The organism is Promicromonospora panici (genome assembly GCF_900608595.1).
GTDB lineage: Bacteria > Actinomycetota > Actinomycetes > Actinomycetales > Cellulomonadaceae > Promicromonospora > Promicromonospora panici.
Genome location: NZ_UWYY01000010.1, coordinates 181,428 through 205,435 on the forward strand (window position 1 = coordinate 181,428; position 24,008 = coordinate 205,435).

A 24,008-nucleotide genomic window follows, 5' to 3' on the forward strand; every position below is an offset into this window, starting at 1 on the left:
GCGATGAGGCCGGTCGTGCTGGGCCCGACGGTCGACGAGCAGACCAGGTGCGTCCACTATCGGACGCCGCTGGACGTCATCGCGATCCGGTTCGCGTGCTGCGGCCGGTACTACCCGTGCCATCTGTGCCATGACCAGACCGCCGACCATCCGTCGCGGCCGTGGCCGTCCGGCGCAGGTGACCAGCGGGCGGTGCTGTGCGGCGTGTGCTGGACGGAGCTGACCGTCGCGGAGTACCGAGGTGCCGCGCGCTGCCCGGCGTGCGCGGCCGCGTTCAACCCGCGATGCGCCCTCCACCATCCGATCTACTTCGCGCCCGACCTGGCAGAGTCGTCCCCGTGACTGACGACCGCACCGCACAGACCCTTCGCTCGATCGCTCCCTACCTGGCCGACTGGGCCTCGTTCCAGGCCGCCTACCACGGCATCCCCGGCCTGCAGCTCGCCGTCGGACGCCGCGGCGAGGTCTTCGTCGACCTCGCCTGGGGCAAGGCCAACCTCGAGACGGGGGAGGACCTCACCAGCGACCACCTGTTCCGCATCGCGTCGCACTCCAAGACGTTCACCGGCGTCCTCATCATGCAGCTCGTCGAGCGCGGCGAGCTGCGCCTGGACGACGCCGTCGGCGACCACGTCCCCGAGCTCGACGGCTCGGTCGCCGCCGACGTCACCGTCCGGGAGCTGCTCGGGCACCAGGCCGGCATCATCCGCGACTCGTCCGACGGCGACTTCTGGCAGCACCACAAGCCCTTCCTCGACCGCGACGAGATCCTGGAGTGCGTGCGCACCGAGGGCATCGTGTTCGAGCCCAACGAGCACTTCAAGTACACGAACATCGGTTACAGCCTGCTCGGCGTCATCATCGAGCAGGTCACCGGCAAGACGTACGACGAGGTCGCGCGCACCGCCGTGATCGAGCCCCTGGGCCTGACCCGGACCGGGACCGAGCTGGACCCCGCCCGCGCCGCCGAGTACGCGGCCGGCCACACCGGCCGCATCACGCACGAGGACGCCCGCCACGTCGTCCCGCACGTCGACACCCGCGCCATGGCCGCCGCCACCGGCTGGTACTCGACCGCGCTCGAGATGCTCCGCTACGGTGCCACGCACGTGTTCGGCGACACCACGCTGATCAGCGACGCCAGCAAGCGCATCATGCAGCGCGAGGAGTCCCGCGTCGTGGTGCGCGGCAAGGAGCTCGGCCGGTACGGCGTCGGCATGGGGATCGGCAAGATCGGGGACCGCGAGGTCGTCGGGCACTCGGGCGGTTACCCCGGGCACATCACCCGCACCTACATCGACCCCGTCGACGGGCTCGTCGTCTCCTCCCTGACCAACTCCGTCGACGGCAAGGCCGAGCAGATCGCCGTCGGTGTGCTTCAGCTGATCGACCTGGCGCTCGCGGCCGCGGAGGAAGTAGCGGCCTCTGGTTCCGGCTCCGGCGTCGACGCCGGGAAGGGGGCGGACGGCGATCCGGTGCCGCCCATCCCTGCGGACGCGCCCTTCGGGCGCTTCGCCAACCTGTGGGGCGTGTCCGACGTCGTGGACCTCGGCGGGATCGTGCACGTGATCAACCCGCGCGCGGCGGAGCCGGCGGAGGTCGCGCAGCGGTTCGTCGTGTCCGACGGCCGGCTGGTGCACGAGTCTGTCCCCGGGTTCGGCACGGTCGGCGAGCCGGTCCAGGTCGAGCGGGACGCCGACGGCGCCGTCGTCTCCGCTCGGATCGGGGCCTTGACGTCGTGGCCGGTAGAAGAGTTCCGGGCGCGGGCTGCCGAAGCCGTGCTGAGCCGGCGAGCGATGTAGGTCCGGGGAAGTGGTTACTGCCCGGGGTGGGTAACGGGCAGGTAGCACTGCTACCTGTCCGTTACCCCGTCCCGGGTACTTGGTTCCCGGAGCGAAAATGGCCCGGACGCGTGGCCCTTCCCCGCAGGCCCTCGCACGTGTTGTCTCGCTAGCCGCCGTTGATCGAGGCCGCGTTGCCCTCGCCGCCGATGTTGATCGCGTTGTTGGACCCGAGATGGATCTGGGGTCCGCGATACGTCGCGTCCTGCTGCGCGCGGTTGGCATCGTTCTGGACCCGGTCCAGGGGATCCCGCGTCCAGCTGCTCAGCACCACCGCGACGCGGCCACCCATCCGGATGTGGAGCTCGTACCAGATCTTGCGTGATCCGCGGCGCGCGAGGATGTAGACGAGGACGCCCGCAGCGATGAGCACGCACCCGACCGTCACGACCCCGGCCGGCGTCAGGTCGGGCACCACGGCGATGACCACGTTCCCCCCGAACACGAGCACGAGGCCGGCCAGGATGGACAGCCTGGCCAGGAACTTCGCGAACCCGTGGGTGGAGCGGGGCGGCCGCTTCCACCAGCTCTCCATACCCTCGATGTGCTGGACGGAGTACGAGCTGCCGCCCACCCAGAGCAGACCGTCCGCAACCTGCACGGTGAGGTTCACGGGCGGCTTGCTGTCCTGGCTCACAGGCCGAGCGCCTTCATCGCATCGCCGACGGCCTTGGCGGCGCCTGCGGCCAGGGTTGTCGTGCCGCTCAGCCCGTCGATGAACGAACGCGCCAGCGTCAGCTTGCGACCGAGGCGCGCCGAGTCGTGCGCCGGAACCTGCGCGATCTCTTCGGCCACCTCGTCGAGCACCGCACGGTCGCTCTCCGGGACCTGCGTCGCCAGGGCACGTATCGCCTCGACGGCGGCGATCAGCTCGCTGGGTGCGACGCCGCTCGAGTAGTTCGTCACGCGCGCGGTGTTGCCGGAGCCGCCGATGTTGATGGCATTGCCGGAACCAGCGGTGAAGCTGTTTTCCGAGATGTTGTTCAAGGGCTTATTCCTCTGCTGTGTCAGCGGGACAGTCGACAGGAGCTGGGCACACGACGAACAGAGCTAGATCTTTCCAGATCTCGAAGGGCCGAGGGGCGAAAGAGCGCCGGAGGCGGGCGAAAATCTTGCCTGCGTGCTGAGGCCGCGCTGAGCCGCCGAGACACCCCGGCCCCGGTAACGTTGCAGCGTGACTTTCAACGAGGGCGGGCAGTTCGAGGGCGGCCGGGTCCGCAAGGGCGGCGGACGCCGCGGCGCCGTCGCCGTGGGTGGCGGAGGCGGCGTCGTGCTCGTCATCGCGCTGGTGTACATGCTGCTGACCGGCAACAGCCCGCAGGACATCCTCGGCGGCGCCACGTCCGACGGCGGCAGCCAGGGCGAGACGGGCTACATCGGAGACTGCACGGCCGAGGAGGCCAACACGGACCCCGAGTGCCGCCTGAACGCCGCGGTCCAGTCGCTCGACGCGTACTGGGTGACGACCCTCCCGGAGCAGGGCGGGGTCGAGTACCAGGAACCCGGGGTCGTGAGCTTCACCGAAGCCGTGGACACCGGCTGCGGCTCGGCGACGTCGGCCACGGGGCCGTTCTACTGCCCCGCCGACGCCACCGTGTACGAGGACCTCGCGTTCTACGACCAGCTGTCCAGCCAGTTCGGGGCCGAGGGCGGGCCGCTGGCCGAGATGTACGTGACGGCGCACGAGTTCGGGCACCACATCGAGAACCAGCTGGGGCTGTTCGAGCGGGCGGACCGGTCGGGCACCGGGCCGGAGTCCGACTCGGTGCGGATCGAGCTGATGGCCGACTGCCTCGCCGGGATGTGGGCGGGCACCGCCGCGACCACCGAGGACCCGGACACGGGCGTCCCGTTCCTCGAACCGATCACGCGGGATGAGCTGGAGCAGGCGCTCTCGGCCGCGGCCGCCGTCGGCGACGACAACATCCAGCGGCGCTCCGGCGGCGATGTGAACCCCGAGGCGTTCTCCCACGGCTCCAGCGAGCAGCGCGTCCGGTGGTTCACCATCGGCTACGAGGGCGGCACCATCCAGGACTGCAATGCGCTGGACGCGTCCCGCCTCTGAGGCTACGGTGCTGGCATGCACCTCAGCGCACGCACGACGACGCCGGACCCCTCCGGCGCGCGCTGACCCTGCACTTCAGCAACCAGGCCCCGGAGCTCGCTCCGGGGCCTTTGCCGTGTTCGGCGCCGGGGCAGCTCCTCTCTCGAAGGAGTAACCGATGAACGTCCCCGCACCGCACCACCGCCCGGCTGAAGCGCCGCACCATGCTGAGCCCGTCGAGGGGCACCGTCCCGAGCCGGCCGACGGGCGCCGTCCCGAGCCTGTCGAAGGGTCGGCCCTCGACCATCGCGAGCTCGGCCGCGAGATGCGGATCTTCGACTCGAGCCCGCTGGTCGGCCCCGGTCTGCCGCTGTGGCTGCCGGCGGGCGCCGCCGTCCGATACGAGCTGGAGCAGTACGCGCGCGAGGTCGCGCTGCGCACCGGCTGCGAGCCCGTGTACTCGCCGGTGCTCGGCAAGCGCTCGCTCTTCGAGCGGTCGGGCCACTGGGCCAAGTTCGCGGACGACATGTTCCCGCCCATGTCGCTCGGCTCCGGCCCGGACGGCGAGCCCGACGCCGACCCGCTCGTGCTGCGCCCCGCCAACTGCCCCCACCACGCGCAGATCTACGCGTCCGAGCCGCGCTCGTACCGCGACCTGCCCGTGCGCTACTCGGAGATCGGGTCGATGTTCCGCGCAGAGCGGTCCGGCGTTCTGTCGGGCCTGAGCCGCGTGCGGCAGATCAGCCTCGACGACGTGCACGTCTTCTGCCGCCCGGACCAGGTCGAGGCGGAGGTGCGCACCGCCCTGGTCGCGATCCTGGAGGTGCTCGAGACCCTGGGCATCGAGGTGTCGTACCTGCGCCTGTCGGGCCGGGACGACTCGGACAAGTGGCTGGGCGCGCCTGAGCAGTGGGCCGCGGCGGAGGAGGCTTTGCGCGCGGCGCTCGACGACGTCGCCGCCGGGCTGGACTGGCACGCGGAGCCGGGTGAGGCGGCGTTCTACGGGCCCAAGATCGACGTCCAGGTGCTCGACGCACGCGGCCATGAGGAGAGCGTGGCGACCGTGCAGATCGACTTCAACCAGCCGGAGCGGTTCGACCTGGCCTACGTGGCCGCCTCGGGCGAGCGGGAGCGGGTGGTCATGATCCACCGCGGCACCCTCGGGGCGATGGAGCGGATGGTCGCGTTCCTCCTGGAGCGGCACGGCGGACGTCTGCCGTTCTGGCTCGCGCCGGTGCAGGTGTGCCTCCTGCCGGTGTCGGGCCCTTCGACCGGCTCAGGAGGGCGCGACGAGCCGGGCGTCCAAGAGATCGACGAGCTGGCCGCCGACCTGCGCGGCCGTGGCCTGCGGGTGCGCGTGGAGCGGGACGGGTCGCTGGGCAACCGGATCAGGCTGTCCCGGCAGCGGCGGGACGCCTTGCTCGGGGTGCTGGGCCCGCGCGAGGTCGAGGCGGGGGTGCTCGCCGTGACCGACCCGGCGTCGGGCGCGAAGGCCTCGGTGCCGCTCGCGGAGCTGGGCGACCGGCTCGCGGCGGCGGCGCGGAGCAGGGCGCGGCGGGTCGAGTTCTGAGCGGGTCTCGACAGGCTCGACCAGCGGTGGGGCGGGTCGGCCAGTTGTAGGGCGTGGGCGGTGGGGTCAGCTGACCCAGGTGCGGCGGTCGCGCGCCGCCAGGTGCACGATCTCGAGCTCGCGCTCGGTGAGCATCGGCCGGCGGCTCTCGAGCCACGGTACGAGCTCGTCGGTGGTCAGCACCTCGACGTCGTCGCGCGGCCCGACGACCCGCGGCTGGTCGGACCGGACGAACACGATCAGCGCCTGCACGGTGATCGGCACCCGGGTGGCCCGGCCCAGGATCTCCTGGGTGCGGCGGGCGGCGTCCCGGGCGGCGTCGGCGGTCACGTCCTGCGTGGGCCGGTACACGGTCTGGACGACGAAGACCCCGGCCGGCCCGATCACGACCTGGTCGAGCTCGAGGGCGCCGACCGGCGGCCCCGAGCCTGCCGTGGGGCGCTGTCCCGCGCGGGTCGCGGGGGCGGACCGGACCGACTGGATGACGCGCCACACGGGGCGCTGGGCCACGAGGTCCCACAGCTCCCTGGCGGAGGCGCGCGCCCCGGCGATGCGGCGGCTGAGCGCGCGATGCTGCGGGTCGTACTGCCCGCGCAGCCGGCCACGCACCAGGGACGCGAAGTGCTTGCGCCGGTACGCGCGTCGCTGGGCGAGCAGGTGCATGGCGGGTCGGTTGTTGGTCAGGTCATCACCGCGGGCCAGTCGGCCGGTGCGGAGATTCGGCAGTGCGTCGGCGACGGTGACGGGAACGCTCGGTGAGTCAGTGCCCATGAGCGGACCGTACGTCGGACGACCAAGACCCGCGCGTTCTGGCGGTAAAGCAGGGCGAAGGGAGCGGTTTGTCGGATTTAGTGCCGGATATCGTGCCCATCATCCGAGGTTCTGTGTCGCCGGGAACGCCCGGCGGGCCACCAGCACCACGACCAGCGCCGCCACGACGAGCGCCGCGCCGGTGTACGGCACGGCGGCGAGACCGGCGCCGTCGAGCACGAGGGCCCCGAGCGCCGCGCCGCCGCCGATCCCGATGTTGGCGGTGGAGTTGACGAGCGCCCCGACGAGGTCGGGCGAGGCACCGCGCGTGCGGATGGCCGCTGTCTGGAAGACGGCGGCAACCGCGCCGAAGCCGATGCTCCAGACCGCCGCGGCGGCGAGCGTGCCGACCGTGCCGGGAAAGGCGAGGCCGAGCGCGAGGATGCCGCCGGCGACGACGGCGAGGGTCACGATCGTGGTCTGCCGGGGCCGGACGTCGAGCCGGGCGGCGGCGTACCAGGCCCCGATCAGGCCGAGCGCGCCGATCAGCAGCAGCGCCGGGCCGAGCGCGGCGGTGGCGAGCCCGGCCGCCAGGAGCAGCACGGACACATAGGTGTAGACGGTGTAGTGGCCGAGGTAGGCGAGCGCGTTCGCCGTCGTCACGCTGGCGAGGGCGGTGCGGCGGGCGCCGCGGGCGGCGTCGTCCGGGGGAGCGCCGCCGCCCGGTACGGACGGCAGGAGCAGCGCCGTGAGCACCCCGGCGAGTGCGCACGCGCCGGCCAGCACCAGGAACGCCGTCCGCCAGCCGACGGCGGTGCCGAGCGACGTCGACAGCGGGACCCCGAGGACGAACCCGGCCGACGCGCCCAGCGTGACCAGCGCCAGGGCGCGCCCGGCGAGGTGGGGGCGCACCAGGCGCGACGCGTACCCGATGCTCACGGAGAAGAAGACGGCGTGGGACGCCCCGCCCAGCGCCCGGGCCGTCGCGACGAGGGCGAACGTGGGCGCGAGCGCGACGATCACGTTGCTCAGGGTGTAGATCGCGAGGGCGGCGAGCAGGACCGTCTTGCGCGGCAGCCGCCGGGTGGCCGACGTCAGCGGCAGGGCGAGCGCCGCGACCATGAACGCGTACGCCGTGACGAGCAGCCCCGCGACGCCCTCGGAGACGGAGAGGTCCGCGCTGATCAGGGGGAGCAGCCCGACCGGGACGAGCTCGGTGGTGATCGCGACGAACGTGGCGAGGGCCAGCGCGAACAGCCCGCCGCCCGCGTCGCGCACGTCGCCGACCTGCCAGTTCGAACGCACCCGCGCTGCACACATGCCCCCCATCCTGACACCCGCCCCGCCCCGTTGAGTGCTGGCTATTTGCGCCGTCGAAGCGTTCCGACGGCGCAAATAGCCCGCACTCAACGGTCTGGCGAGGGGCTAGCCGACCTTGCGGAGGCGGACGCCTTCGAACGTCGCGGTTGTCGCCGGGGTGGCGCCGCCGCCTGCGTAGATGCCTACCGACGGGTCCGTGCCCGCCGGGAGGGCCCAGGTGGCGCCGAAGCGCCAGCTCCGGCCGTCGCGCGAGGTGGCCGCCCGGTACCGGTGCTCGCCCGTGGCCGGGTCGGTGGTGTAGAACAGGCGCAGGTGCATCGTGTCGGCGACCGGTCCTGAGACATGCCCGCCGAACCACGTGCGCCCGTCGGCCGTGAGCTCCTTGCTGAACTCGACCTGGCGGGTCTGCCAGATCGACACGGGCGCGAGCCGCAGGAAGTCGTCGTCGCCCGCGTGCACCAGCAGGCCCGCCTGCTGGTAGTTGCGCACCGTGTTCTCGCCCAGCGGCAGGGTGACCGTGGCCTCCAGCACGAAGTCGCCGTCGGGCGCGTCCCGGAGCAGCGCCGGGGCATCGTTGGCCGCCCCGACCAGGTCGTGGTTCGTCAAGGGCCAGGACAGCCCACCGTCCGCGACCTCGACGTTCGCCGGCCCGTGCAGCCAGCGCCAGCCCGGGTCGAGCTCGCCGTCGAACTCCTCGGCGAACGTCACGGCGCCGGCCCGCGGCTCCGCGACCCGCCGGGTCACCGGCTCGTGCGCCGGCACGACGGTCAGGTTGTCGAGCTGCGCCTCGCCGCCGTCGGCCACGAGGCTCACCGGCGCCTGCCAGGGGAGCGGGACGCGCGGCTCCAGCCGCGCCTCGGCGTCCACATCCCCCAGGCCGCTCGACGACAACCGCGCCGCCACCGCACCGTCCCGCGCCTCGACGGTCAGCACGTGCCAGGTGGTCAGGTCGGCGTTCGCGGGCAGCGCCGTCCGCCGCTGCTGACGCCCCTGCCCGACGACGAGCTCGCGCGCCTTCGCGTCCAGCCGCACCGACACGGTGGACGAGCCCGGCCCGCCGAGCGTCACCGCGAACGACCCGCCGGCGTCGGGCAGCCGTACGTCGGCCTCGAGGCGCACCTCCCGCGGCGCGGGCGCCGTCCGCGCGATCGCGGCGTCCCGCCGGCTCGGCACCAGCCGGGCGATGGCGCCTGCGTCCCCCGAACCGTCGGTGCCCCGGGCGAGCGTGCCCGAGACTCGGCGGAGCCCCGACCCCGACGCCGGGTCGCCGCTCACGATCCCGAGCCCGCTCGCCGACACCGGCCCCGGCTGCGGACCCTCGCTCGGACCCGCGCCCGCGTTGACCACCGGCCACCCGTCGATCCAGTCCATCCGGTCGATCAGGGTCGGCCGCCGGTTCACGCCGCCCGGCTCGTTCAGCCACGCGTCGTCCTTGTCGATGGCGTGGTAGAACATCCAGTCCTGCCCCGAGGCGTCGGTGAGCACCGCGTGGTGCCCCACCCCGATCCACCGGTTCCCGTTCTGCGCCACGACCTGTGTGCCGCCCACCCGGGACTCGTTCAGGCTCACGCCCTCGTGGTCGACGAACGGGCCCAGCGGCGACCGCGACCGCCCCGTGTACACGCTGTACCCCGTCACCGGGCCGGAGCAGCAGTTGGCCGACGACCCCATCAGGTAGTACCAGCCGTCCCGCTTGACCACGAACGCGCCCTCGTACCGGTCCGCGACCGTCACCCGGGTCGGCTCACCCACCGCCCGGGTCCCCGTCTCGTCCAGCTCGGTGACCCAGATACCCCCGTTGAAGCCGCCGAAGTAGAGGTACCGCGAACCGTCCTCGTCGGCGAACAGCGCCGGGTCGATCGTGTTGAGGTACCCGTCGCCGGACGCCGGGCGCGGCTGGAGGACCGGCCCGCCGGAGTCCGTCCACGGCCCGGTGGGCGTGGGCGCCGTCGCCACCCCGATCGTGTAGTCCCACGGATCGGGGTTCGCCTCCGTGTCCGTGACCGTGTAGTACATGACGTACTGGCCGTCGACGTAGCGGATGTCCGGCGCCCAGAAGTACGAGGCGCTCGCGGCCCAGGACGGCCGGTTCTCCTCGTCGAAGATCGTGCCCACGTACTCCCACGACTCCAGGTCCCTGGACCTGGACACGTGCATGTTCCCGAACGGCCCGCCCGAGACGAGCGGGTCGCTCGTCGCGTACAGGTACCACCAGCCGTCCTTGCCGCGGATCACGGCGGGGTCGGCGTAGGTGTCGGCGAACGGTTCGGTGATCGGGTTGGTGAAGGTGGTGCCGGACGGCGTCGCGCCAGGGTCAGGCGGTGCGCTGCCCGGCGGCGGCGGCGCTGCCGCGGCGCGGGGCGCGCTCCCGCCGTCGGGCAGAGCCGAGGCGCCGAGGACCAGTGCGAGCGAGGCGAGCACGGCGACGAACCGTATCTCCATGTGTCTCATCCCTTCGGGCGGTCGCGCCACGTCGTCGGCGACGTGGCCGCCGCTTCGTTGACGACGACCTACTGGTACAACGTAGTACCAGCGGCGAAGGTACCGTCCGGGACGGCGTGAGGCAACGCACCGTAATCCCTGGCCTCGACCCCGTAGACTGGTCCGGCCCCCGCCGCCGTGGGCCGGACGACCGAGAACCCCACCCCTGACCGTGAGGAACACCTGCGTGATCACTGCCCATGGCGTCGAGCTGCGCGTCGGCGCGCGCGTGCTGCTGAGCGAGGCGAACTTCCGCGTCGCCTCGGGCGACCGGATCGGCCTGGTGGGACGTAACGGCGCCGGCAAGACCACGCTGACCAAGACCCTCGCCGGCGAGACCCAGCCGACGGGCGGGCAGATCGTGCGCGGCACCGACATCGGCTACCTGCCGCAGGACCCGCGCACGGGCGACCTGGAGGTCCTCGCCATGGACCGCGTGCTGTCGGCGCGCGGCCTGGACAGGATCATCTCGAAGATGCGCCAGGCCGAGGCCGAGATGGCGTCGGCGGACCCCACCACGCACGAAGCCGCGATGGAGCGCTACCCCAAGCTCGAGACCCGCTTCCTGGCGGCCGGCGGGTACGCCGCCGAGTCGGAGGCGCAGATCATCACGGCGAACCTGGGCCTGGACGAGCGGGTCCTGGCGCAGCCGCTCGGCACGCTCTCCGGCGGCCAGCGCCGCCGGATCGAGCTGGCGCGCATCCTGTTCAGCGGCGTCGAGACGCTGCTCCTGGACGAGCCCACCAACCACCTGGACGCCGACTCCATCATGTGGCTGCGCGACTACCTGCGGGCGTACAACGGCGGGTTCATCGTGATCAGCCACGACGTCGACCTGCTGCGCGCCACCGTGAACAAGGTGTTCCACCTGGACGCGAACCGGGGCGAGCTCGACCAGTACAACCTGGGCTGGGACGGGTATCTGGAGCAGCGCGAGACGGACGAGCGGCGTCGTCGGCGGGAGCGGGCGAACGCCGAGAAGAAGGCGGGCACGCTGCTCGCCCAGGCCGAGAAGATGCGCGCCAAGGCGACCAAGGCGACCGCTGCCCAGAACATGATCAAGCGCGCCGAGAAGATGCTCGGCGGGCTGGAGAGCGAGCGCGCCGCCGACCGCGTGGCCAAGCTGCGCTTCCCGACGCCGGCGCCCTGCGGGCGCACGCCGCTGACCGCGAGCGGGCTGTCGAAGGCGTACGGGTCCCAGGAGGTGTTCGCCGGGGTCGACCTGGCGATCGATCGCGGGTCGCGCGTCGTGGTGCTCGGCTTCAACGGCGCAGGCAAGACGACGCTGCTGCGCATCCTCGCGGGTGTCGAGGCGCCCGACACCGGCGAGGTCGAGCCCGGGCACGGCCTCAAGCTCGGCTACTACGCCCAGGAGCACGACACCCTCGACATGGACGCGACCGTCGTGGAGAACCTGCGGCACGCCGCGCCCGACCTCACGGACACGCAGGTCCGCTCGGTGCTCGGCTCGTTCCTGTTCAGCGGGGACGACGCCGAGAAGCCCGCCAACGTGCTCTCCGGCGGTGAGAAGACGCGCCTGGCGCTGGCGACGATCGTCGTCTCGGGCGCGAACGTGCTGCTGCTCGACGAGCCCACCAACAACCTCGACCCCGCGTCGCGTGCCGAGATCCTCGGGGCGCTCAAGACGTACGAGGGCGCCGTGGTGATGGTGACGCACGACGACGGCGCCGTCGACGCGCTCGAGCCCGAGCGGGTCCTGCTGCTGCCCGACGGCGACGAGGACCTCTGGAACGACAGCTACCAGGAACTGGTCTCGCTCGCCTGACGCCCTCACAACCAAAGTTGTCAGCGGAGCTGGGCCTCGATCAGCGCGTCTTCCTCGTCCTCCGGCGTCGGACGGCGGTCGCGGGCCGGCCGGCGCGCCCGCACGCCGTCGGCGTCCGCCTGGTCGCCCGAAGCGAGCAGCAGGTCGCCCGCGGAGACGGTCTCGCCGCGCAGGGCTCCGCGCTCACGGCGCCACAGCAGGATGTACCCGCCGATCGCGCCGATCGCGAAGATGACCCACTGGAACGCATAGGAGAGGTGCGACCCCGGGTCGGTGTCGGGCTTGGGCAGGGCGGCGAGCGCCGTCTCGGGCGCCGGCTGCTCGGTGCGCAACGCGCCGTACGCGCCGACGGTGCGACCCTCTGCCCAGGCGCCGCCGTCCGGCCCGGCCGCGAGCACCTGCTCGGTCGAGATGGCCTGCACCTGCCCGGGGGGCGCGTCGCGGTCCGCGGCGGGCTCGTCGGCCCGCAGGGACGCCACGACGGTCACAGTGCCCGACGGCGGCGCGGGGACGGCGTCGGGCCGCGACCCGTCCGTGCCGAGGGGCACGAACCCGCGGTCGATGACGATCACGATGTCCTGCCCGGGCAGCCGCGCCTCGAAGGGGACCAGCACGTGGTACCCGCCGCGTCCGCCGACGGGCCGGTTGCGCAGCAGCACCGTGGCGTCGGTGACGTACTCGCCCTCGATCTCCACGCGCTGCCAGATCTCACTGCCGGGCACGACGGCGTCCGGTCCGTCCAGGATCTCGTCCACGGGCACGGCCGGCGCCGACCAGTTGGCGTTGACGAGGTCGATCTCGGCGTCGCGCGACTCGGCCCGGTTCCACTGCCAGCGCCCCGCCACCAGGCACAGTGCGGCGAGGACCACCGCGGCCACCGCGAGGGTCACCCACTGCCGCGTCGTGCGCGGACCGCGGGACTCGTCGCCCGTGGTGCCGTCGCTCACGACACCCGGTCCAGTTCCGCCACCGCCACTGTCTGCTTCCAGAACGCGCGCGACGCCAGGAACTGCTCGAGGTGCTCGCGGTGGTCGTCGCACGCGAGCCACACCTTGCGCCGTTCGGGCGTGTGCAGCTTCGGGTTGTTCCAGAGCAGTCCCCACGCCGCCTGGGCGCGGCAGCCCTTCGAGCTGCAGATCAGCTCGCCGTCGGGCACGGGGTCGGGTGCGGGGCCGGAGAGGCCGAGGAGGTCCATCTGTCGTTCCCTCAGTCGTCCACGTGGTCGATGACGCGGCCTGCGCCGGGGGCACCGGGCGCGCCAGAGTTCCCCGCTCCGGGGTACCCGGGAGCGGTCGGGGCGTCCGGGACCTCGTCCACCACCTCGGGGGAGGCGGGGTCGGGCAGCTCGGTGAGCTCGGGCGCGGCCGCCGGCGTCATCGGTGAGGTGTCGTGCTCGGCACGGTCCCGCCCGGCGTTGGCGATCAGCACCGCCGAGTACGGCAGCACCACCGCGGCGGCCACGAGCGCCCAGCGGATCCAGCCGTCGACCAGCACCGCGCCGACGATGCAGACCACGCGGATGGACATCTGGATCAGATAGCTGCGCGTGCGGCGTGCCTGGTCCACCGCCAACGGCTCGGGGGCCGAGGTGATGGACGGGACCGGCTCGCTCATCTGGCCAGTCTACGTCCGCGCGGAACCCGCCGGGCACGCCCTCCGGCGTCGGCCCGCGGTCGTGGGCCGTGCGAGGTTGTTGTAGAAAACCGACAAGGACCGGTAGATCCCTGTGGCCCGGCGCGCGCGGCGCGCACCCGACGCGCGGGGTAGCGTCGCAGCGGACCCGGATCGACCCAGGTACCGGCCGCTCCCCCCAGCCTTGCGCGGCTCATGCGAAACAGCACTATCCCAGCATCGAGGAGTTCAGGTGACCATCATGTCCGCCACTCAGAGCATCGCCGCAGGTCCCACCGGCCGTGTAGTCGTCGTGACGGGTGCCGCCCGCGGCATCGGCCGCGCCATCGCCGAGCGTTTCGTGGCCGACGGCGACCGCGTCGCCACGATCTACCGCGGCGGCGACCTGCCCAAGGGCGTCGAGGCCTATGTGGCTGACGTCACGGACTCCGAGGCCGTGGACGCCGCGTTCGCCGCCATCGAGAAGGACATGGGTCCCGTCGAGGTGCTCGTGGCCAACGCCGGCGTGACCAAGGACCAGCTCCTCATGCGCATGCGCGACGAGGAGTTCGAGTCGGTCGTGAACGTGAACCTCACCGGCACGTTCCGCTGCGTCCGCCGCGCGTCCAAGAGCATGATCCGGGCCCGCAAGGGCCGCATCGTGCTGATCGGCTCGATCGTCGGCCTGTCCGGCGGCCCGGGCCAGGTCAACTACTCCTCGTCGAAGGCCGCCCTGGTGGGCATGGCCCGCTCGATCACCCGTGAGCTCGGCGCACGCGGCATCACGGCGAACGTCGTCGCGCCCGGATACGTCGAGACCGACATGACCGCCGCGCTGTCCGAGGACGTGCGCAACGGCTACCTGAAGACGATCCCGGCCGCGCGGTTCGCCACGCCGGACGAGATCGCGGCGGTCGTCTCGTTCGTCGCGTCCGACTCCGCCGGCTACGTCACCGGTGCGGTCATCCCGGTCGACGGTGGCCTCGGAATGGGGCACTGAGCCGTACTCTGGCGCCGCGACCTGCGGATTTGCCCGAATATATCCAACATTCTCGACATCCCGTACGGCGCGGAGTTTCGTCCAACGCCGTCATCCGCATTACGCTCGCACCCAGCGCAGGGGTTGCCTTGGCACGCCTGCGCCCGATCGGAAGGACAACATGGGTCTCCTCGAAGGTAAGAAGCTGCTCGTCACGGGCGTGCTGACGGACTCGTCGATCGCATTCCACGCCGCCCGGCTCGCTCAGGAGGAGGGCGCCGAGGTCGTTCTCTCGTCCTTCGGGCGGCAGATGAAGCTGACGCAGGCCTTCGCCAAGCGGCTGCCGGTCGAGGCACCGGTGGTCGAGCTGGACGCGACCAGCCAGGAGAACCTCGACGCTCTCGCTGACGCCGTGCGCGCGGAGGGCTTCGACCGGCTCGACGGTGTCGTGCACTCGATCGGGTTCGCGCCGCAGTCCGTCATGGGCGGCAACTTCCTCAAGGGCACCTGGGAGGACGTCGCCACCGCGCTGCACGTCTCCACGTTCTCGTACAAGTCGATCGCCGTGGCGGCCCAGCCGCTGATGACCGACGGCGGCGCCGTCGTCGGCCTGACGTTCGACGCACAGTTCGCCTGGCCCGTGTACGACTGGATGGGCGTGGCCAAGGCAGGTCTCGAGTCCGCGAACCGCTACCTGGCGCGCGACCTCGGCCCCGAAGGAATCCGCTGCAACCTCGTTTCGGCCGGACCGATCCGGACCACCGCCGCCAAGTCCATCCCGGGCTTCGCGACGATGGAGGACGCCTGGCCGACCCGAGCCCCGCTCGGCTGGGACCAGACCACCGCGGAGCCTGCGGCGCGTGCCGTGTGCGCGCTCCTGTCTGACTGGTTCCCGGCGACGACCGGCGAGATCGTGCACGTCGACGGCGGCGTGCACGCCATGGGTCAATAGATGGGCAGGAGGCACTGATGGGCAGAGCGTCGGGCACGGAGCCCACCACATCGCCGGTGCGGCGACTGGTGTTGCTCCGGCACGCGAAGGCGGAGCCGCCGTCGGAACTTCCCGACGAGAAGCGGCCCCTCGCCCTGCGTGGCCGGGACCAGGCAATGAAGGTCGGCGCGGCCTTGGTCGCGGCCGGCCTCGTGCCCGACGCCGTCCTCGTCTCCGGGGCGGTCCGCTCGCGTCAGACCTGGGATCTGGCGCGTAAGCATCTGGGCGAGCCGCCGGTGGTCTTCACCGACGACCTGCTGGGAGCGATGCCGCGCGGGGTCCTCGCGCTGGTGCGCGAGCTCGACCCGGCCACCCGGACCGTCCTGGTGATCGGTCACGAGCCCGCGATGGCCGGCACGGCCGAGCTCCTGGCCGGCCCGGGGTCCGAGGACGGCGCGCTCGCGCAGGTCCGCGTCGGCGTCCCGACGGCGACGTACTCCGTCCTGGAGGCCGACGCCGACTGGGCGGACTGGGACCGCAAGATGGCCCGCCTGATAGAAGTAACCCGCCCAACCTGACCGCCTTTGTTGTGAGCGTGATCGTTGCGCCTAAAGCGGGCAGGTTGTCGCAACGGTCACGCCCACAACAAGCGGCTCAGCGGCGGGAGCGGATCGCTGTTCGCAACTCGTCCAGGAACGGGGCCGGATTGTCGTGGTCCGCTCTGACCACCACGATGACGATCCATCCCAGGTCCCGGAGCGTTCGGCGCTTGCGGATGTCGTTCTGCCAGGTCTGCCGGTCGGTCCGGTGCAGGTCGCCGTCGTACTCGATGGCGATCTTCCATCGCCGGTACAGCATGTCGACGCGAGCGACATAGCCGCCCTGGGCGTCGCGCACCACCTCGTTGATCTCGGGGTGCGGCAGCCCCGACCCGACAATCAACAGCCGGGTGCGCGTCTCCATCGACGAGTCCGTGCCGGGCTGGATGCGGGCTATCTGCTCTCTTGCGCGCGCGACCCCCTTGACCTTCTTGGTGCGGAACGCGATGTCGCGCAGCTCGGCGGGCGTCGTCAGACGTAGGTCCCGGCGCATGAACGCGTCGCCGAGCACCACGATCTCGTCGGGCAGGAGATCGACGGCGACGTGCGTCCAGGTCTGGCGCGGCGTGGTCACGGGTAAGCCGTCGAGGTCGGTGACCTCCAGGAACGGTTGCCTCGTCCAGTGCCCGACGACGCCGGGCCGCGCCGGCCGGTCCTCCGCGTTCCGGGTCGTGACGTGCAGGTGCTCGTCGTCCGCCATGGTCCACGGCTCCTCGACGCCGAGCAGCCGAAGTGCGGTGACGTGGGAGAACGCGACACCCTCGTCGAGGACTGTGGCGAGGGAGCGGCAACGGGTCAGCAGGTCGTCCGGCGCACCGGCCGCGACCCGGACGCCGGTGAACGGCGCGTCCCACCCGGCGCGCAGCTCGTAGCGTGTGGCGCCCTTGGCCAGGGCGGACGACCGGTCAGAGGAGGTCCAGGACGGCGTCCAGACGGGTCTCGATCGAGTGGGGGGCCTGGGCGCGGACCACCGGCTTGGCGTTGAACGCCACGCCTACGCCGGCGATCTCGATCATGCCCAGGTCGTTCGCGCCGTCGCCGACGGCGACCGTGTGCGCGAGCGGGATGTCCAGGGCGGCGGCCCACTCGCGCAGGGTCGCGGCCTTGGCCTCGCGGTCGATGACGGGGCCCACGGTCCGCCCGGTCAGGACGCCGTCCGCGACCTCCAGCCGGTTGGCCCGCAGGAGCTCGATCCCGAGCTCGGCGGCGATCGGCTCGACGATCTCCGCGAAACCGCCCGATACCAGCCCGAACGCCCAGCCGCGGGCCTGGCACTCGGCAACCAGCTCCTTGGCACCCGGCGTCAGCTCGACGGCGGCACGCACCTTGTCGAGGGCCTCGACGGGCACCCCGGCCAGCGTTGCCACCCGTTCGCGCAGGGACGCCGCGAAGTCGAGCTCGCCGCGCATCGCCCGCTCGGTCACGGCGGCAACCTCCTCGCGGGTGCCCGCATGTTCGGCGATGAGCTCGATGACCTCCTGGCGGAAGAAGGTCGAGTCCACGTCGGTCACGATGAGTCGCTTCACGGGCACAAGTGTGCCGGACCGCTCAGCCCCTACGAGCAACCGTCTCGCTCCGACCTTGGTTGTGAGCGTGATCGTTTCGACTGTCTGCCCGTTTTAGGCGCAACGATCCCGCCCACAACCAAGGGTCAGTCGACTACCGTGCCCTTCGGGACTACTACCAGGCCGCTCTCCGTGACCGTGAAGCCGCGGGCCCGGTCCTCGTCGTGGTCCACGCCGATGCGGGCCCGCTCGTTGACCACCACGTTCTTGTCCACGATCGCCCTGTGCACGTGCGCGTACCGGTGCACCTGGACGTCGTCCATCAGCACCGAGTTGGACACGTTCGACCAGGAGTGCAGGTGCACCCCGGGGGAGAGCACCGACCCCGCGGCCTGCGCGCCCGAGATGAGCACGCCCGGCGAGACGATGGACTCCGCCGCGTGCCCCATCCGCCCCGGCCCGGCGTGCACGAACTTGGCCGGCGGCAGTCCCGTGTAGCCCGTGTACAGCGGCCAGTCGTAGTTGTAGAGGTTGAAGATCGGGTGCACGGCGATGAGGTCGGTGTGCGCGTCGTAGAACGAGTCGATGGTCCCGACGTCGCGCCAGTAGCCGCGGTCGCGCTCGGTGGAGCCGGGCACGTCGTTGCGGATGAAGTCGTAGACGCCGGCCTCGCCGTCGGCGACGAACGCGGGGATGATGTCGCCGCCCATGTCGTGCCGGGAGTCGGGGTTGGCGGCGTCCTTGGTGACGGCCTCGACCAGCGCGTCGGCGTCGAACACGTAGTTGCCCATCGAGGCGAGGATCTCGCCGGGGGAGTCGGGCAGGCCCGCCACGTCGGTGGGCTTCTCCAGGAACTCCCGGATCTTCGTGGGATCCGCGGGGTCGACGTCGATGACGCCGAACTGGTCGGCCATGCCGATCGGCTGCCGGATCGCGGCGACGCTCGCGCGCGCCCCCGACTCGATGTGCGCGTCCACCATCTGCGAGAAGTCCATGCGGTAGACGTGGTCGGCACCGACCACGACCACGATGTCGGGCCGCTCGTCGTCGATGATGTTGAGGCACTGGTAGATCGCGTCGGCGCTGCCGAGATACCAGTGCTTGCCGACGCGCTGCTGCGCCGGGACAGGGGCCACGAAGTTGCCCAGCAGCGGCGACATACGCCAGGTCTTCGAGATGTGGCGGTCCAGCGAGTGGGACTTGTACTGCGTCAGCACGACGACGTGCAGGTAACGCGAGTTGACGATGTTGGACAGGGCGAAATCGACCAGACGGTAGATGCCGCCGAAGGGGACTGCGGGTTTGGCGCGGGCGGCGGTCAGCGGCATCAGCCGCTTTCCCTCGCCACCGGCGAGAACGATCGCGAGGACGCGGGGGGCGGAAGCCATACGGTGACATTAAGCCCTTATGGCCTGGTCCGTCAGGTGGCGCGCTGTGAGTTCGCGCGCGCTAGGTTTGGCCACGTGTCCGACGTCGATGCCGCCTCCGGCTTTGCCCCCCATCCCGTACCCGTCCCCGGGCCCGCGCCCCGGCCCGACGGCGGCCTCCGCGTGGACCTGCTGACCCGCGAGTTCCCGCCGCACGTGTACGGCGGTGCGGGCGTGCACGTGGCCGAGCTGGCCGCCGTCCTGGCGCAGCACGCCGAGGTGCGGGTGCGCTGCTTCGACGGCCCGCGCGACGCCGCGACGGAGGCGTCCGGCGTGACCGGCTACGTGACCCCGGCGGCGCTCTCGGGCGCGAACGCGGCTCTCGCCACCCTGGGCACGGACCTCGTCATGGCGGACGACGTCGCGGGCGCCGACCTGGTCCACTCGCACACCTGGTACGCCAACATGGCCGGCCACCTGGGCGGCCTGCTGCACGGGGTGCCGCACGTCGTCACCGCGCACTCCCTGGAGCCGCTCCGGCCCTGGAAGGCCGAGCAGCTCGGCGGCGGCTATGCCCTGTCGTCCTGGGCGGAGCGCACCGCCTACCTGGGCGCCGCCGGCGTCATCGCCGTCTCCGCGGGGATGCGCGCCGACATCCTGCGCGTCTACCCCGAGCTCGACCCGCAGCGGGTGCACGTGGTGCACAACGGCATCGACCTGTCGGGCTGGCGCCGTCCCGCCGCGGACGACGCCGCGGCGCGGGCCGCCGCCGAGACGACCGCCCGCCGCTACGGGATCGACCCGAACCGGCCCGCTGTCGTGTTCGTCGGCCGGATCACCCGGCAGAAGGGCCTGCCGTACCTGCTGCGGGCCGCCGCCGAGCTGCCACCGGAGGTGCAGCTCGTGCTGTGCGCGGGCGCGCCCGACACGCCGGCGATCATGGCCGAGGTCGTAGGCCTGGTCGAACGCCTGCGCGTGTCGCGCACCGGCGTCGTCTGGATCGAGGAGATGCTCCCGCGGCCCGACCTCATCGCCGTCCTGGCCGCGTGCACGGTCTTCGTCTGCCCGAGCGTCTACGAGCCGCTCGGCATCGTGAACCTCGAGGCCATGGCCGTCGGCCTGCCCGTGGTGGGCACCGCCACGGGCGGCATCCCCGAGGTGGTCGACGACGGCGTCACCGGCCTGCTGGTCCCCGTCGAGCAGGCCGACGACGGCACGGGCACGCCGCTGGACCCCGACCGCTTCGTCGCCGACCTCGCGGCGGCGCTCACCAGCGTGGCCACCGACCGCGAGCGCGCGGCGATGATGGGGGCCGACGGCCGCCGTCGGGCTGAGGAGCACTTCGCGTGGACGGCGATCGGCGACCGCACGATGGACGTCTACCGCCAGGTGCTCGACCAGACCTGACTTGGTTGTGGGCGCGACCGTTGCGACTAACCGTCCGTTCTAGGCGCAACGATCACGCCCACAGCCAAGGGGTCAGGCGACCCGGCCGTAGGTTGCCGCGCTCATCGCGTGGCGGGCCGTGCGGTCCACCTCGCGCAGGGCCGTCGACCGCTGGTCGACCTGGAAGACGTTCACCGCGCCGCCGTCGTCCACCGTGCCCAGGGCGACGATGGCGCGCAGGCGGCTGGCGAGATCGAGCACGCGGGCGCGCCGGCCGTCCAGGTGCGGCACCGGCCACGACGACGTGCTCGCGGCCCGGATCCGTTCGATCGCGTCGGCCGCGTCGTCGCGCCAGCGGGCGACGTCGAGCTGGTCCAGGGCGTCCGTCGCGGTCATCAGGCTCGTGCGCAGCTCCCGCTCGGCGTCGGCGATCGAGCCGATGGCGCCGTGCAGCAGCGTCGTCCACGCGGGCACTTCCAGCACGTGCCACGTCACCATGTGCCCGGGCTCGATGTGGCTGCCGAACGCCTGCACCCGCGGCACCGCCGCCCAGCTCCCGGCGGGCGTCGTGACCACCACGCACTCGCCGGCCTCGGTGGCCTCCAGGTTGGCGACCGCCGGCACGCCCGCCGGGTCGCCGGGCGCGGGCAGCAGCGCGCAGGCCTCGCGCGGCCCCGTCGTCCAGGCGGTGAAGAGCGTGTCGAGGTCGGTGCCGTCGGCAAAGCCGGGTAGCCCTTCCACGGTGTGCGGCTCGTCGTCGCCCACCACGGACTTCACGGCGTCCGAGGTGTCGCCCACGCCCTGTAGCCACAGGGCGAGCAGCACGCTCCGGGGGAGGTCCTGATCGGTGTCCACCGCAGAACTGTAAATGACTCCTCCTCGGGGCTTGGGTGGCGGCCATGAACACCACAGTTCAGAGCCGCTCTGTCAGGTAGTGTCGGGTCCCATGAGTTCGGTTCTCCACCTTGCGGGCGTCACCGTCCGTCGCGGCACCTCGACCATCCTGGATTCCGTGGACTGGCAGGTGAACGAGGGGGAACGATGGATCGTGCTCGGCCCCAACGGTGCGGGCAAGACAACTCTCCTCCAGATTGTCGCAGCGCGCCTCCACCCGACGTCGGGCACCGCCACGATCCTCGACGCGACGCTCGGCAAGGTCGACGTGTTCGAGCTCCGCCCGCGTATCGGGCTCTCGAGCGCCGCGCTCGCCGAACGCCTGCCGACGGCGGAGTCCGTGCGCGACGTCGTGCTGACGGCCGCCTACGGCGTGACGGGGCGCTGGCACGAGAGCTACGACGAGCTCGACGAGCAGCGTGCCAAGGACCTGCTGGCGGCGTTCGACGTCGACCACCTCATCGACCGCACGTACGGCACCCTCTCGGAGGGTGAGCGGAAGCGCGTGCAGATCGCCCGCGCGCTGATGACCGACCCGGAGCTGCTGCTGCTCGACGAGCCCGGTGCCGGCCTCGACCTGGGCGGCCGCGAGGAGCTGGTCGGCGCGCTGTCCGAGCTCGCGGGCGATCCCGCCTCGCCGGTGCTGGTGCACGTGACGCACCACGTCGAGGAGATCCCGCCGGGCTTCACGCACCTGCTGCTGATGAAGAAGAGCGGCATCCAGGCGGCCGGGCCGATCGAAGAGGTCCTCACCGCGGACAACCTCTCGGCCGCGTTCGGGCTGCCGCTCATCGTGGCGCACGGCGGCGGTCGCTGGCTCGCGCGCGCCGCTCGCTGACCTTCTTTTCCGCCCCGCGGGCCGACGCCGGACCTGAAATGCTCAGCGCATTAAAGAAACCAAGTTGAAACACTGATTTCGCTACCACTGTGTCAGTGGACCTTGGTAAAGTCCGGGCAAAGGTCCGAGGTGGCGGTAGATTCACCGCGAGGACCCGTCGGCGGAGAGGTTCCGTCGGCGACCGGTCACCGGCCGGAGTGGACGCTCGGAGGGAGCACCCATGGACTGGTTGTGGTGGGTAGGCGCCGCGCTGGTATTCGCGCTGATCGAGCTCTTGTCGTTGGACTTCGTCTTCATCATGTTCGCGGGCGGCGCGCTGGCCGCGGCCGTCGCGAACGGGGCCGGAACCCCGCTGTGGGTGCAGGCCGTCGTCTTCGTGGTGGCATCGGTGGTGCTGCTCGTGACGCTTCGGCCCACGCTGATCCGGCACCTGCGCAACAACACGCCGAAGGCGCCCACGAATGCCGAGGCGAACGTGGGCCGCACGGCGTCGGTAGTCCAGGAGGTCAGCACCGCGTCGGGGCTGATCAAGCTCAGCGGCGAGGTGTGGAGCGCACGGGCCGTACCCGGCTCGCCTCTGCTGCCCGCCGGCACTAGCGTTCGTGTCGTCCAGATCGATGGCGCGACCGCTGTGGTCGAGCCTGCCGTCGAGCCGGCGTAGGCGGCTGGCGCCTGGACGCGCCTCTTGAGGTAGTCCCTGCATGAAGTAGTCCCAGACAAGTCAGAAGCTTGCTGTTCAAGTCAGAAGCGTGAAAACCGTCCGTGCGGGCCAAGGCGCCCGCGTAAGGAGACGTCGTGGCAGAATTCGGGCAAGTCCTGCTCTATCTGATCATTGCCCTGGTCGTGATCGTCGGCATCGTCGCGGTGATCCGCGCGGTGCGGATCGTTCCGCAGTCGGTGGCGCTCGTGGTCGAGCGCCTGGGCCGGTACTCGAAGACGCTCGACCCCGGCCTGCACGTGCTGGTGCCGTTCGTCGACCGGGTCCGCGCCGGCGTGGACCTGCGTGAGCAGGTCGTGTCGTTCCCGCCCCAGCCGGTGATCACCAGCGACAACCTGGTGGTCGAGATCGACACCGTCATCTATTTCCAGGTGACGGACGCCAAGTCCGCCGTCTACGAGATCGCGAACTACATCACGGCGATCGAGCAGCTGACCGTCACGACGCTGCGTAACGTCATCGGTGCGATGGACCTGGAGCAGACGCTCACCAGCCGTGACCAGATCAACGGTCAGCTCCGCGGCGTGCTCGACGAGGCGACCGGGCGCTGGGGCATCCGCGTCAACCGCGTCGAGCTCAAGTCGATCGAGCCGCCGCCCTCGATCCAGGGCGCGATGGAGCAGCAGATGCGCGCCGAGCGCGACCGTCGTGCCGCGATCCTGACGGCCGAGGGTGTCAAGCAGTCCGCGATCCTCACGGCCGAGGGTGAGAAGCAGTCCCAGATCCTGCGGGCCGAGGGTGATGCGCAGTCGCAGATCCTCCGGGCCGAGGGTGAGTCGCGCGCGATCATCCAGGTCTTCGAGGCGATCCACCGCGGTGACGCCGACCCGAAGCTGCTGGCCTACCAGTACCTGCAGATGCTGCCGCAGATCGCGAACGGCACGTCCAACACCACCTGGGTCATCCCCACGGAGTTCACGGCGGCGCTGGGCAACATCGCCAAGGGCTTCGGCGGTACGCCGGGCATCCCGACCCCGCCCGACGACGACCCGTCGGGCGGGCCGAAGCCGGGGCAGCCGACGACGTCGGTCCTCGACAAGCCGCTGCTGCAGGACCCGGGCGAGGCCCTGGCCGAGGCCCAGCGCCAGGCCGAGGCCGCCGTGGCGGACGCGACGAGCGCCGGCACCCGGTCGGGCGAGCCGTTCGACCCGCGCACCGAGCGCGGCCAGCGCCCGGGCGGCGAGTCGACGCCGCCCCCGCCGGTGCCCCCGGCACCGCCGGCCGGCTGACCAGAGCCGGCAGACGCCAGCAGTTCACGGAAGCCCCCGGTGCTCGCACCGGGGGCTTCCCCCATGCCCCCTCTTGTTGTGGGCGTGACCGTTGCTACCGCGCGCCCGTTCTAGGCGCAACGATCACGCTCACAGCAAAAGAAGTTGCGGAGTGAGTGC

At 71.8% G+C, this 24,008-nt stretch carries 24 protein-coding genes; 12 read left to right on the plus strand and 12 right to left on the minus strand.

All coding sequences use genetic code 11. From position 1 onward, the window contains the following. Positions 1-3: 3 nt before the first annotated feature. Positions 4-342, plus strand: coding sequence for a CHY zinc finger protein (locus tag EW117_RS13605; RefSeq protein ID WP_129787243.1), 339 nt, complete (start codon positions 4-6; stop codon positions 340-342). Next, the gene (locus EW117_RS13610; RefSeq protein ID WP_129787244.1) at positions 339-1,802 is read left to right on the plus strand and encodes a serine hydrolase domain-containing protein; all 1,464 of its coding nucleotides are present in this window, start codon (positions 339-341) and stop codon (positions 1,800-1,802) included. The genes EW117_RS13605 and EW117_RS13610 overlap by 4 nt, the downstream gene beginning before the upstream one ends. Before the next feature lie 148 nt (positions 1,803-1,950). Here the strand turns inward: EW117_RS13610 and EW117_RS13615 are convergent, their stop codons facing one another. Together EW117_RS13615 and EW117_RS13620 are read right to left on the minus strand one after the other, a co-directional pair. Continuing rightward, entirely contained in the window at positions 1,951-2,478 is a 528-nt protein-coding gene (locus tag EW117_RS13615; RefSeq protein WP_129787245.1) for a DUF6232 family protein, read from the minus strand. Further along, positions 2,475-2,828, minus strand: coding sequence for a hypothetical protein (locus EW117_RS13620; RefSeq protein WP_129787246.1), 354 nt, complete (start codon positions 2,826-2,828; stop codon positions 2,475-2,477). The genes EW117_RS13615 and EW117_RS13620 overlap by 4 nt, the downstream gene beginning before the upstream one ends. A 187-nt stretch (positions 2,829-3,015) precedes the next feature. Between EW117_RS13620 and ypfJ the strand changes: the two genes are divergently transcribed. Continuing rightward, entirely contained in the window at positions 3,016-3,906 is an 891-nt protein-coding gene (gene ypfJ, locus EW117_RS13625) for a KPN_02809 family neutral zinc metallopeptidase (RefSeq protein WP_129787247.1), read from the plus strand. A gap of 157 nt (positions 3,907-4,063) precedes the next feature. Further along, positions 4,064-5,455, plus strand: coding sequence for a threonine--tRNA ligase (gene thrS, locus EW117_RS13630; RefSeq protein WP_129787248.1), 1,392 nt, complete (start codon positions 4,064-4,066; stop codon positions 5,453-5,455). Between the two features lie 66 nt (positions 5,456-5,521). Here the strand turns inward: thrS and EW117_RS13635 are convergent, their stop codons facing one another. The 3 genes from EW117_RS13635 to EW117_RS13645 all read right to left on the minus strand — a co-directional run bounded on the left by EW117_RS13635 (position 5,522) and on the right by EW117_RS13645 (position 9,967). Next, a complete protein-coding gene (locus EW117_RS13635; RefSeq protein ID WP_129787249.1) occupies positions 5,522-6,226 on the minus strand; it encodes a hypothetical protein in 705 nt (234 codons plus the stop codon). A 99-nt stretch (positions 6,227-6,325) separates the two neighbouring features. Beyond that, the gene (locus EW117_RS13640) at positions 6,326-7,525 is read right to left on the minus strand and encodes an MFS transporter (protein WP_129787250.1); all 1,200 of its coding nucleotides are present in this window, start codon (positions 7,523-7,525) and stop codon (positions 6,326-6,328) included. A 105-nt stretch (positions 7,526-7,630) separates the two neighbouring features. Next, positions 7,631-9,967, minus strand: coding sequence for a glycoside hydrolase family 43 protein (locus EW117_RS13645; protein WP_129787251.1), 2,337 nt, complete (start codon positions 9,965-9,967; stop codon positions 7,631-7,633). 226 nt (positions 9,968-10,193) lie between these two features. On the opposite strand from EW117_RS13645, the gene EW117_RS13650 reads away from it, so the two are divergent. Next, positions 10,194-11,792, plus strand: a complete 1,599-nt coding sequence (locus tag EW117_RS13650) for an ABC-F family ATP-binding cassette domain-containing protein (RefSeq protein WP_129787252.1) — start codon at positions 10,194-10,196, stop codon at positions 11,790-11,792. A 20-nt stretch (positions 11,793-11,812) separates the two neighbouring features. On the opposite strand, the gene EW117_RS13655 is transcribed toward EW117_RS13650, so the two are convergent. The 3 genes from EW117_RS13655 to EW117_RS13665 are packed head-to-tail and all read right to left on the minus strand — an operon-like array spanning position 11,813 to position 13,406. Then, positions 11,813-12,739 (minus strand): SURF1 family cytochrome oxidase biogenesis protein, encoded by a 927-nt coding sequence (locus tag EW117_RS13655; RefSeq protein ID WP_129787253.1) that lies wholly within the window; start codon positions 12,737-12,739, stop codon positions 11,813-11,815. Then, on the minus strand, positions 12,736-12,987 hold the full coding sequence (locus EW117_RS13660; protein WP_129787254.1) for a hypothetical protein: 252 nt from the start codon (positions 12,985-12,987) through the stop codon (positions 12,736-12,738). Before EW117_RS13660 ends, EW117_RS13655 begins: the two co-directional genes overlap by 4 nt. 11 nt (positions 12,988-12,998) lie before the next feature. Then, positions 12,999-13,406: a DUF3099 domain-containing protein gene (locus tag EW117_RS13665; RefSeq protein ID WP_129787255.1), complete on the minus strand. Its 408-nt coding sequence runs from the start codon at positions 13,404-13,406 to the stop codon at positions 12,999-13,001. Positions 13,407-13,665: 259 nt separating this feature from the next. On the opposite strand from EW117_RS13665, the gene fabG reads away from it, so the two are divergent. The 3 genes from fabG to EW117_RS13680 all read left to right on the plus strand — a co-directional run bounded on the left by fabG (position 13,666) and on the right by EW117_RS13680 (position 15,891). Further along, positions 13,666-14,403, plus strand: coding sequence for a 3-oxoacyl-ACP reductase FabG (gene fabG / locus EW117_RS13670; protein WP_129787256.1), 738 nt, complete (start codon positions 13,666-13,668; stop codon positions 14,401-14,403). A gap of 160 nt (positions 14,404-14,563) precedes the next feature. Continuing rightward, complete coding sequence (gene fabI, locus EW117_RS13675; RefSeq protein WP_129787257.1) at positions 14,564-15,334, plus strand: enoyl-ACP reductase FabI; 771 nt, start codon at positions 14,564-14,566, stop codon at positions 15,332-15,334. A 17-nt stretch (positions 15,335-15,351) separates the two neighbouring features. After that, a complete protein-coding gene (locus EW117_RS13680; RefSeq protein ID WP_129787258.1) occupies positions 15,352-15,891 on the plus strand; it encodes a SixA phosphatase family protein in 540 nt (179 codons plus the stop codon). A gap of 76 nt (positions 15,892-15,967) precedes the next feature. Here EW117_RS13680 and EW117_RS13685 read toward each other — a convergent pair whose 3' ends face one another. The 3 genes from EW117_RS13685 to EW117_RS13695 all read right to left on the minus strand — a co-directional run bounded on the left by EW117_RS13685 (position 15,968) and on the right by EW117_RS13695 (position 18,805). Next, positions 15,968-16,612 carry a hypothetical protein gene (locus tag EW117_RS13685; protein ID WP_129787259.1) on the minus strand — a complete coding sequence of 215 codons (645 nt, stop codon included), beginning with the start codon at positions 16,610-16,612 and terminating at the stop codon, positions 15,968-15,970. 205 nt (positions 16,613-16,817) lie between these two features. Further along, positions 16,818-17,444, minus strand: coding sequence for a phosphoserine phosphatase SerB (gene serB / locus EW117_RS13690; RefSeq protein WP_129787260.1), 627 nt, complete (start codon positions 17,442-17,444; stop codon positions 16,818-16,820). A gap of 119 nt (positions 17,445-17,563) precedes the next feature. Beyond that, a complete protein-coding gene (locus tag EW117_RS13695; RefSeq protein WP_129787261.1) occupies positions 17,564-18,805 on the minus strand; it encodes a glucose-1-phosphate adenylyltransferase in 1,242 nt (413 codons plus the stop codon). Positions 18,806-18,967: 162 nt separating this feature from the next. Here EW117_RS13695 and glgA point away from each other — a divergent pair, with 162 nt between their 5' ends. Then, on the plus strand, positions 18,968-20,191 hold the full coding sequence (gene glgA / locus EW117_RS13700; RefSeq protein WP_207211873.1) for a glycogen synthase: 1,224 nt from the start codon (positions 18,968-18,970) through the stop codon (positions 20,189-20,191). A gap of 72 nt (positions 20,192-20,263) precedes the next feature. Here the strand turns inward: glgA and EW117_RS13705 are convergent, their stop codons facing one another. Next, positions 20,264-21,025, minus strand: coding sequence for a hypothetical protein (locus EW117_RS13705; protein ID WP_129787262.1), 762 nt, complete (start codon positions 21,023-21,025; stop codon positions 20,264-20,266). 91 nt (positions 21,026-21,116) lie between these two features. Here EW117_RS13705 and EW117_RS13710 point away from each other — a divergent pair, with 91 nt between their 5' ends. From EW117_RS13710 to EW117_RS13720, 3 genes are all read left to right on the plus strand, one after another. Further along, on the plus strand, positions 21,117-21,902 hold the full coding sequence (locus tag EW117_RS13710; RefSeq protein ID WP_129787263.1) for an ABC transporter ATP-binding protein: 786 nt from the start codon (positions 21,117-21,119) through the stop codon (positions 21,900-21,902). 220 nt (positions 21,903-22,122) lie between these two features. Next, positions 22,123-22,563 carry an NfeD family protein gene (locus EW117_RS13715; RefSeq protein WP_129787264.1) on the plus strand — a complete coding sequence of 147 codons (441 nt, stop codon included), beginning with the start codon at positions 22,123-22,125 and terminating at the stop codon, positions 22,561-22,563. A gap of 134 nt (positions 22,564-22,697) precedes the next feature. Continuing rightward, positions 22,698-23,849: an SPFH domain-containing protein gene (locus tag EW117_RS13720; protein WP_129787265.1), complete on the plus strand. Its 1,152-nt coding sequence runs from the start codon at positions 22,698-22,700 to the stop codon at positions 23,847-23,849. Positions 23,850-24,008 lie beyond the last annotated feature (159 nt).

Coding starts and splice junctions, on each gene's coding strand:
- EW117_RS13605 (WP_129787243.1), top strand. CDS start 4: ATGAGGCCGGTCGTGCTGGGCCCGACGGTCGACGAGCAGACCAGGTGC.
- thrS (WP_129787248.1), top strand. CDS start 4,064: ATGAACGTCCCCGCACCGCACCACCGCCCGGCTGAAGCGCCGCACCAT.
- EW117_RS13635 (WP_129787249.1), bottom strand. CDS start 6,226: ATGGGCACTGACTCACCGAGCGTTCCCGTCACCGTCGCCGACGCACTG.
- EW117_RS13640 (WP_129787250.1), bottom strand. CDS start 7,525: ATGTGTGCAGCGCGGGTGCGTTCGAACTGGCAGGTCGGCGACGTGCGC.
- EW117_RS13645 (WP_129787251.1), bottom strand. CDS start 9,967: ATGGAGATACGGTTCGTCGCCGTGCTCGCCTCGCTCGCACTGGTCCTC.
- EW117_RS13660 (WP_129787254.1), bottom strand. CDS start 12,987: ATGGACCTCCTCGGCCTCTCCGGCCCCGCACCCGACCCCGTGCCCGAC.
- EW117_RS13665 (WP_129787255.1), bottom strand. CDS start 13,406: ATGAGCGAGCCGGTCCCGTCCATCACCTCGGCCCCCGAGCCGTTGGCG.
- fabG (WP_129787256.1), top strand. CDS start 13,666: ATGTCCGCCACTCAGAGCATCGCCGCAGGTCCCACCGGCCGTGTAGTC.
- fabI (WP_129787257.1), top strand. CDS start 14,564: ATGGGTCTCCTCGAAGGTAAGAAGCTGCTCGTCACGGGCGTGCTGACG.
- EW117_RS13680 (WP_129787258.1), top strand. CDS start 15,352: ATGGGCAGAGCGTCGGGCACGGAGCCCACCACATCGCCGGTGCGGCGA.
- EW117_RS13685 (WP_129787259.1), bottom strand. CDS start 16,612: ATGGCGGACGACGAGCACCTGCACGTCACGACCCGGAACGCGGAGGAC.
- EW117_RS13695 (WP_129787261.1), bottom strand. CDS start 18,805: ATGGCTTCCGCCCCCCGCGTCCTCGCGATCGTTCTCGCCGGTGGCGAG.
- EW117_RS13710 (WP_129787263.1), top strand. CDS start 21,117: ATGAGTTCGGTTCTCCACCTTGCGGGCGTCACCGTCCGTCGCGGCACC.
- EW117_RS13715 (WP_129787264.1), top strand. CDS start 22,123: ATGGACTGGTTGTGGTGGGTAGGCGCCGCGCTGGTATTCGCGCTGATC.